Here is a 6,580-nt window from a genome sequence, read left to right as displayed (position 1 = left end):
TATTACCTTGAACGACATGTGTTAAAAGTTAGTTGAACCGCCGTATGCCGAACGGCACGTACGGTGGTGTGAGAGGGGCTAGAGATTATCCCCTACTCGATTAAGCAATTTCCTTGACATTTTTCTTATTTTGCGCTATCATATATACATATAATATATGGGAGTCTGTGTACAGTCTGAGAGGAAGTGTTAAACTTCGACCGCACCTGATCTGGGTAATGCCAGCGGAGGGAACGATACTTAGTCTAATTTTGCACCTTTTCCATGTATGGTAAAGGTTTTTCTTTTTTTAAAAAGGAAAACGAGAAGAGGAGGTTCTTATGAAAGCAAGCATTGCCTTGCAAGTTTTACCCCTAGCACAGGGGATTGATCGGATAGCTGTTATTGATCAGGTCATTGCTTATCTGCAAACTCAAGAAGTGACGATGGTAGTGACACCATTTGAAACGGTCTTGGAAGGGGAGTTTGATGAGCTTATGCGCATTCTAAAAGAAGCGCTGGAAGTGGCAGGGCAGGAGACAGACAATGTCTTTGCCAATGTCAAAATAAATGTAGGAGAGATTTTAAGTATTGATGAGAAACTTGAAAAGTATACTGAGACGACACATTAGTCTATTGGGCTTTCTCGGAGTCTTGTCAATCTGGCAGTTAGCAGGTTTTCTTAAACTTCTCCCCAAGTTTATCCTGCCGACACCTCTTGAAATCCTCCAGTCTTTTGTGCGTGATAGAGAATTTCTCTGGCACCATAGCTGGGCGACTTTGAGAGTGGCTTTACTGGGGCTGATTTTGGGAGTCTTGATTGCCTGTCTCATGGCTGTGCTCATGGATAGTTTGACTTGGCTCAATGACCTGATTTACCCTATGATGGTGGTTGTTCAGACTATCCCGACCATTGCCATAGCCCCTATTCTGGTCTTGTGGCTAGGTTATGGGATTCTGCCCAAGATTGTCTTGATTATCTTGACAACAACTTTTCCTATCATCGTCAGTATTTTGGACGGCTTTAGGCATTGTGACAAGGATATGCTGACCTTGTTTAGTCTGATGCGGGCCAAGCCTTGGCAAATCCTGTGGCATTTTAAAATTCCAGTCAGCCTGCCTTACTTTTATGCAGGTCTGAGGGTCAGTGTCTCCTACGCCTTTATCACAACAGTGGTATCTGAGTGGTTGGGAGGCTTTGAAGGACTAGGTGTCTACATGATTCAGTCCAAGAAACTGTTTCAGTATGATACCATGTTTGCTATTATTATTCTGGTATCGATTATCAGTCTTCTCGGTATGAAGCTGGTTGATGTCAGTGAAAAATATGTTATTAAATGGAAACGTTCGTAGAATTAGAATGTTTCAAAAAAGAAAAGAGGAAATCAAAATGAAGAAAACATGGAAAGTGTTTTTAACTGTTTTAACAGCTCTTGTAGCTGTTGTACTTGTGGCCTGTGGTCAAGGAACTGCTTCTAAGGATAACAAAGAGGCAGAACTCAAGAAGATCGACTTTATCCTAGACTGGACACCAAATACTAACCACACAGGGCTATATGTTGCCAAGGAAAAAGGTTATTTCAAAGAAGCTGGAGTGGATGTTGATTTGAAATTGCCACCAGAAGAAAGCTCATCTGACTTGGTTATCAATGGTAAGGCACCATTTGCAGTGTATTTCCAAGACTACATGGCTAAAAAATTGGAAAAAGGAGCAGGAATCACTGCCGTTGCAGCTATTGTTGAACACAATACATCAGGAATCATCTCACGTAAATCTGACAATGTAAGCAGTCCAAAAGACTTGGTTGGTAAGAAATACGGGACTTGGAATGACCCAACTGAACTTGCTATGTTGAAAACATTGGTAGAATCACAAGGTGGGGACTTTGAGAAGGTAGAAAAAGTACCAAATAACGACTCAAACTCTATCACACCTATTGCCAATGGTGTCTTTGACACTGCTTGGATCTACTACGGTTGGGATGGTATACTTGCTAAATCTCAAGGTGTAGATGCTAACTTCATGTATTTGAAAGACTATGTCAAGGAGTTTGACTACTATTCACCAGTTATCATCGCAAACAACGACTATCTGAAAGATAACAAAGAAGAAGCTCGTAAAGTCATCCAAGCCATCAAAAAAGGTTACCAATATGCTATGGAGCATCCAGAAGAAGCTGCAGATATTCTCATCAAGAATGCACCTGAACTCAAGGAAAAACGTGACTTTGTCATCGAATCTCAAAAATACTTGTCAAAAGAATACGCAAGCGACAAGGAAAAATGGGGTCAATTTGACGCAGCTCGCTGGAATGCTTTCTACAAATGGGATAAAGAAAATGGTATCCTTAAAGAAGACTTGACAGACAAAGGCTTCACCAACGAATTTGTGAAATAATGACAGAAATTAGACTAGAGCACGTCAGTTATGCCTATGGTCAGGAGAGGATTTTAGAGGATATCAACCTACAGGTGACTTCAGGCGAAGTGGTTTCCATCCTAGGCCCAAGTGGTGTTGGAAAGACCACCCTCTTTAATCTAATCGCTGGGATTTTAGAAGTTCAGTCAGGGAGAATTGTCCTTGATGGTGAAGAAAATCCCAAGGGGCGCGTGAGTTATATGTTGCAAAAGGATCTGCTCTTGGAGCACAAGACGGTGCTTGGAAATATCATTCTGCCCCTCTTGATTCAAAAGGTGGATAAGGCAGAAGCTATTTCCCGAGCGGATAAAATTCTTGCGACCTTCCAGCTGACAGCTGTAAGAGACAAGTATCCTCATGAACTTAGCGGTGGGATGCGCCAGCGTGTAGCCTTACTCCGGACCTACCTTTTTGGGCACAAGCTCTTTCTCTTAGATGAGGCCTTTAGCGCCTTGGATGAGATGACCAAGATGGAACTCCACGCTTGGTATCTTGAGATTCACAAGCAGTTGCAGCTAACAACCCTGATCATCACGCATAGTATTGAGGAGGCCCTCAATCTCAGCGACCGCATCTATATTTTGAAAAATCGCCCTGGGCAGATTGTTTCAGAAATTAAACTAGATTGGTCTGAAGATGAGGACAAGGAAGTCCAAAAGATTGCCTACAAACGTCAAATCTTGGCAGAATTAGGCTTAGATAAGTAGAAAAATAGGGAGTTGGTGAAGATTATCCTTTACCAGCGCCCTTTTTCTTTTAAAAATGAGAAAATTTCGGTATAATAGTCAAACAAGGTCAAGGTTTAAAGAGAGAGGTGGGTTTGTTATGAGATTTAAAAATACATCGGATCATATTGAGGCCTACATCAAGGCGATTTTAGATCAATCTGGTATCGTGGAGTTGCAACGGAGTCAGTTGGCAGATACCTTTCAGGTTGTTCCTAGTCAGATTAACTACGTGATCAAGACACGCTTTACGGAAAGTAGAGGCTACTTGGTTGAAAGTAAGCGTGGTGGCGGAGGCTACATTCGTATAGGACGGATTAAGTTTTCTAGTCATCATGAAATGCTCCGGGAGCTGCTTTACTCGATTGGTGAGCGAGTCAGTCAAGAAATTTATGAGGATATTCTCCAGCTTTTGGTTGAGCAGGAATTGATGACCAAGCAGGAGATGAATTTGCTAGTATCAGTAGCTTTGGATCGCGTTTTAGGAGAAGAAGCTCCAGTTGTTCGAGCAAATATGCTACGTCAGGTCATACAAGAGGTAGATAGAAAAGGGAAGTAAGATGAACTATTCAAAAGCATTGAATGAATGTATCGAGAGTGCCTACATGGTGGCTGGCCATTTTGAAGCTGGTTACCTAGAGTCTTGGCACTTGTTGATTGCCATGTCCAATCACAGTTATAGTGTGGCAGGGGCAACTTTAAATGATTATCCATATGAGATGGACCGTTTAGAAGAGGTGGCTTTGGAACTGACTGAAACGGACTATAGCCAGGATGAAACCTTTACGGAATTGCCGTTCTCCCGTCGTTTGCAGGTTCTTTTTGACGAAGCAGAGTATGTAGCGTCAGTGGTCCATGCTAAGGTGCTAGGGACAGAGCACGTCCTCTATGCGATTTTGCATGATGGCAATGCCTTGGCGACTCGTATCTTGGAGAGGGCTGGTTTTTCTTATGAAGACAAGAAAGATCAGGTTAAGATTGCTGCTCTTCGTCGAAATTTAGAAGAACGGGCAGGTTGGACTCGTGAAGACCTCAAGGCTTTACGTCAACGCCATCGTACTGTGGCTGACAAACAAAATTCTATGGCCAATATGATGGGCATGCCGCAGACTCCGAGTGGTGGTCTCGAGGACTATACGCATGATTTGACAGAGCAAGCGCGTTCTGGCAAGTTAGAACCAGTCATCGGTCGGGATAAGGAAATCTCACGTATGATTCAAATCTTGAGCCGTAAGACTAAGAACAACCCTGTCTTGGTTGGGGATGCTGGTGTCGGAAAAACAGCTCTGGCGCTTGGTCTTGCCCAGCGTATTGCTAGTGGAGATGTGCCTGCGGAAATGGCTAAGATGCGCGTGTTAGAGCTGGATTTGATGAATGTCGTGGCAGGGACACGCTTCCGTGGTGACTTTGAAGAACGCATGAACAATATCATCAAGGATATTGAAGAAGATGGCCAAGTCATCCTCTTTATCGATGAACTCCACACTATCATGGGTTCTGGTAGCGGGATTGACTCGACTCTGGATGCGGCCAATATTTTGAAGCCAGCCTTGGCGCGTGGAACTTTGAGAACGGTTGGTGCCACCACTCAGGAAGAATACCAAAAACACATCGAAAAAGATGCGGCCCTTTCTCGTCGATTCGCTAAAGTGACGATTGAAGAGCCAAGTGTGGCAGACAGCATGGCCATTTTGCAAGGCTTGAAGGCGACTTATGAGAAACATCACCGTGTGCAAATCACAGATGAAGCGGTCGAAACAGCCGTTAAGATGGCCCATCGTTACTTGACTAGTCGCCATTTGCCAGACTCTGCTATCGACCTCTTAGATGAAGCAGCAGCAACAGTGCAAAATAAGGCTAAGCATGTAAAAGCAGACGATTCAGGCTTGAGTCCAGCTGACAAGGCCTTGATGGATGGCAAGTGGAAACAGGCAGCCCAGCTAATCGCAAAAGAAGAGGAAGTGCCTGTCTATAAAGACTTGGTGACAGAGGCTGATATTTTGACCACCTTGAGTCGTTTGTCAGGCATTCCAGTCCAAAAACTGACTCAGACTGATGCCAAGAAATACCTGAATCTGGAAGCTGAACTGCACAAACGTGTCATCGGTCAAGATCAAGCTGTTTCAAGTATTAGCCGTGCTATTCGCCGCAATCAGTCAGGGATTCGCAGTCACAAGCGTCCGATTGGTTCTTTTATGTTCCTAGGACCCACAGGTGTCGGGAAGACCGAATTGGCCAAGGCTTTGGCAGAAGTTCTCTTTGATGACGAATCAGCCCTTATCCGCTTTGATATGAGTGAGTATATGGAGAAATTTGCAGCCAGCCGTCTCAATGGAGCTCCTCCGGGTTATGTGGGTTATGAAGAAGGTGGGGAGTTGACCGAGAAGGTTCGCAACAAACCATATTCCGTTCTCCTTTTTGACGAGGTAGAGAAGGCTCACCCAGATATCTTTAATGTTCTCTTGCAGGTTCTGGATGACGGTGTCTTGACAGATAGCAAGGGACGCAAGGTCGATTTTTCAAATACCATTATCATTATGACATCGAACCTAGGTGCGACTGCCCTTCGTGATGATAAGACTGTTGGTTTTGGGGCTAAGGATATTCGTTTTGACCAGGAAAATATGGAAAAACGCATGTTTGAAGAGCTGAAAAAGGCTTATAGACCTGAGTTTATCAACCGTATTGATGAAAAGGTGGTCTTCCATAGCCTGTCTAGTGACCATATGCAGGAAGTGGTGAAGATTATGGTCAAACCTTTAGTGGCAAGTTTGGCTGAAAAAGGCATTGACTTGAAATTACAAGCTTCCGCACTGAAATTGTTGGCAAATCAAGGATATGACCCAGAGATGGGAGCTCGTCCACTTCGCAGAACCCTGCAAACAGAAGTGGAAGACAAGTTGGCAGAACTTCTTCTTAAGGGAGATTTGGTGGCAGGCAGCACACTTAAGATTGGTGTCAAAGCAGGCCAATTGAAATTTGATATTGCATAAAAATGGAGAATCAGGAGTAATCTTGATTCTCTTTTGCCAAATTTCAAGTTCAAGTTAGCCATGAAGAAGTCTTCTCTGGGTGATTTGTAGTTCAAGCATTTTTTAGGATAGTTATTAATCCAATTTTAGATGAATGCGACTTCTTTGGGAGTCGTTTCCTTAGTTCCCTTAGGTAACCATCTCCGAATGAGCCTGTTGTGATTCTCATTAGTTCCCCTTTCACAAGAGGCATAGGGGTGCGCATAATAGATATGTTCCTCAGAAAATACATCAGACAAGCGGTTAAATTCTGTACCATTATCTGCCGTGATGGACAGAATCTTGTCTTGTTTTAAGATGAGTTTTAAAGCCTGATTGACTGCCTCAGCACTTTTATTTGGAATCAATCGGATAATTTGATGCCTAGTCCTTCGATCAGTTAAGACCAGTAAACAATAATTTTTCACTCTTGTAAGCAGAACCGT

General features: G+C 43.4%; 6 protein-coding genes, 1 pseudogene and 1 riboswitch. Of the genes and pseudogenes, 6 read left to right on the top strand and 1 reads right to left on the bottom strand.

From position 1 onward, the window contains the following. The first annotated feature begins 147 nt into the window (after positions 1–147). A riboswitch (TPP riboswitch) is annotated at positions 148–250 on the top strand. 70 nt (positions 251–320) lie between these two features. The 6 genes from HT699_RS10920 (at position 321) to HT699_RS10895 (ending at position 6,116) form a co-directional block, all read left to right on the top strand. Further along, the gene (locus tag HT699_RS10920; protein WP_138707182.1) at positions 321–611 is read left to right on the top strand and encodes a thiamine-binding protein; all 291 of its coding nucleotides are present in this window, start codon (positions 321–323) and stop codon (positions 609–611) included. Further along, positions 574–1,332, top strand: a complete 759-nt coding sequence (locus tag HT699_RS10915; RefSeq protein WP_162199275.1) for an ABC transporter permease — start codon at positions 574–576, stop codon at positions 1,330–1,332. The genes HT699_RS10920 and HT699_RS10915 overlap by 38 nt, the downstream gene beginning before the upstream one ends. A 37-nt stretch (positions 1,333–1,369) precedes the next feature. Further along, entirely contained in the window at positions 1,370–2,377 is a 1,008-nt protein-coding gene (locus tag HT699_RS10910) for an ABC transporter substrate-binding protein (RefSeq protein ID WP_004261900.1), read from the top strand. Next, entirely contained in the window at positions 2,377–3,105 is a 729-nt protein-coding gene (locus tag HT699_RS10905; protein ID WP_000136224.1) for an ABC transporter ATP-binding protein, read from the top strand. Before HT699_RS10910 ends, HT699_RS10905 begins: the two co-directional genes overlap by 1 nt. Before the next feature lie 118 nt (positions 3,106–3,223). After that, on the top strand, positions 3,224–3,682 hold the full coding sequence (locus tag HT699_RS10900; RefSeq protein ID WP_001211283.1) for a CtsR family transcriptional regulator: 459 nt from the start codon (positions 3,224–3,226) through the stop codon (positions 3,680–3,682). 1 nt (position 3,683) lies between these two features. Then, a complete protein-coding gene (locus tag HT699_RS10895; RefSeq protein ID WP_172934364.1) occupies positions 3,684–6,116 on the top strand; it encodes an ATP-dependent Clp protease ATP-binding subunit in 2,433 nt (810 codons plus the stop codon). Between the two features lie 128 nt (positions 6,117–6,244). Here HT699_RS10895 and HT699_RS10890 read toward each other — a convergent pair. Further along, positions 6,245–6,580 (bottom strand): annotated as a pseudogene (locus HT699_RS10890) (IS30 family transposase); the annotation flags it as partial.

The organism is Streptococcus sp. 1055 (assembly GCF_013276815.1).
Taxonomy (GTDB): Bacteria; Bacillota; Bacilli; order Lactobacillales; family Streptococcaceae; genus Streptococcus; species Streptococcus pseudopneumoniae.
Note: the sequence above shows the minus strand (reverse complement) of the source record. Positions and strands in the feature narration are given on the sequence as shown.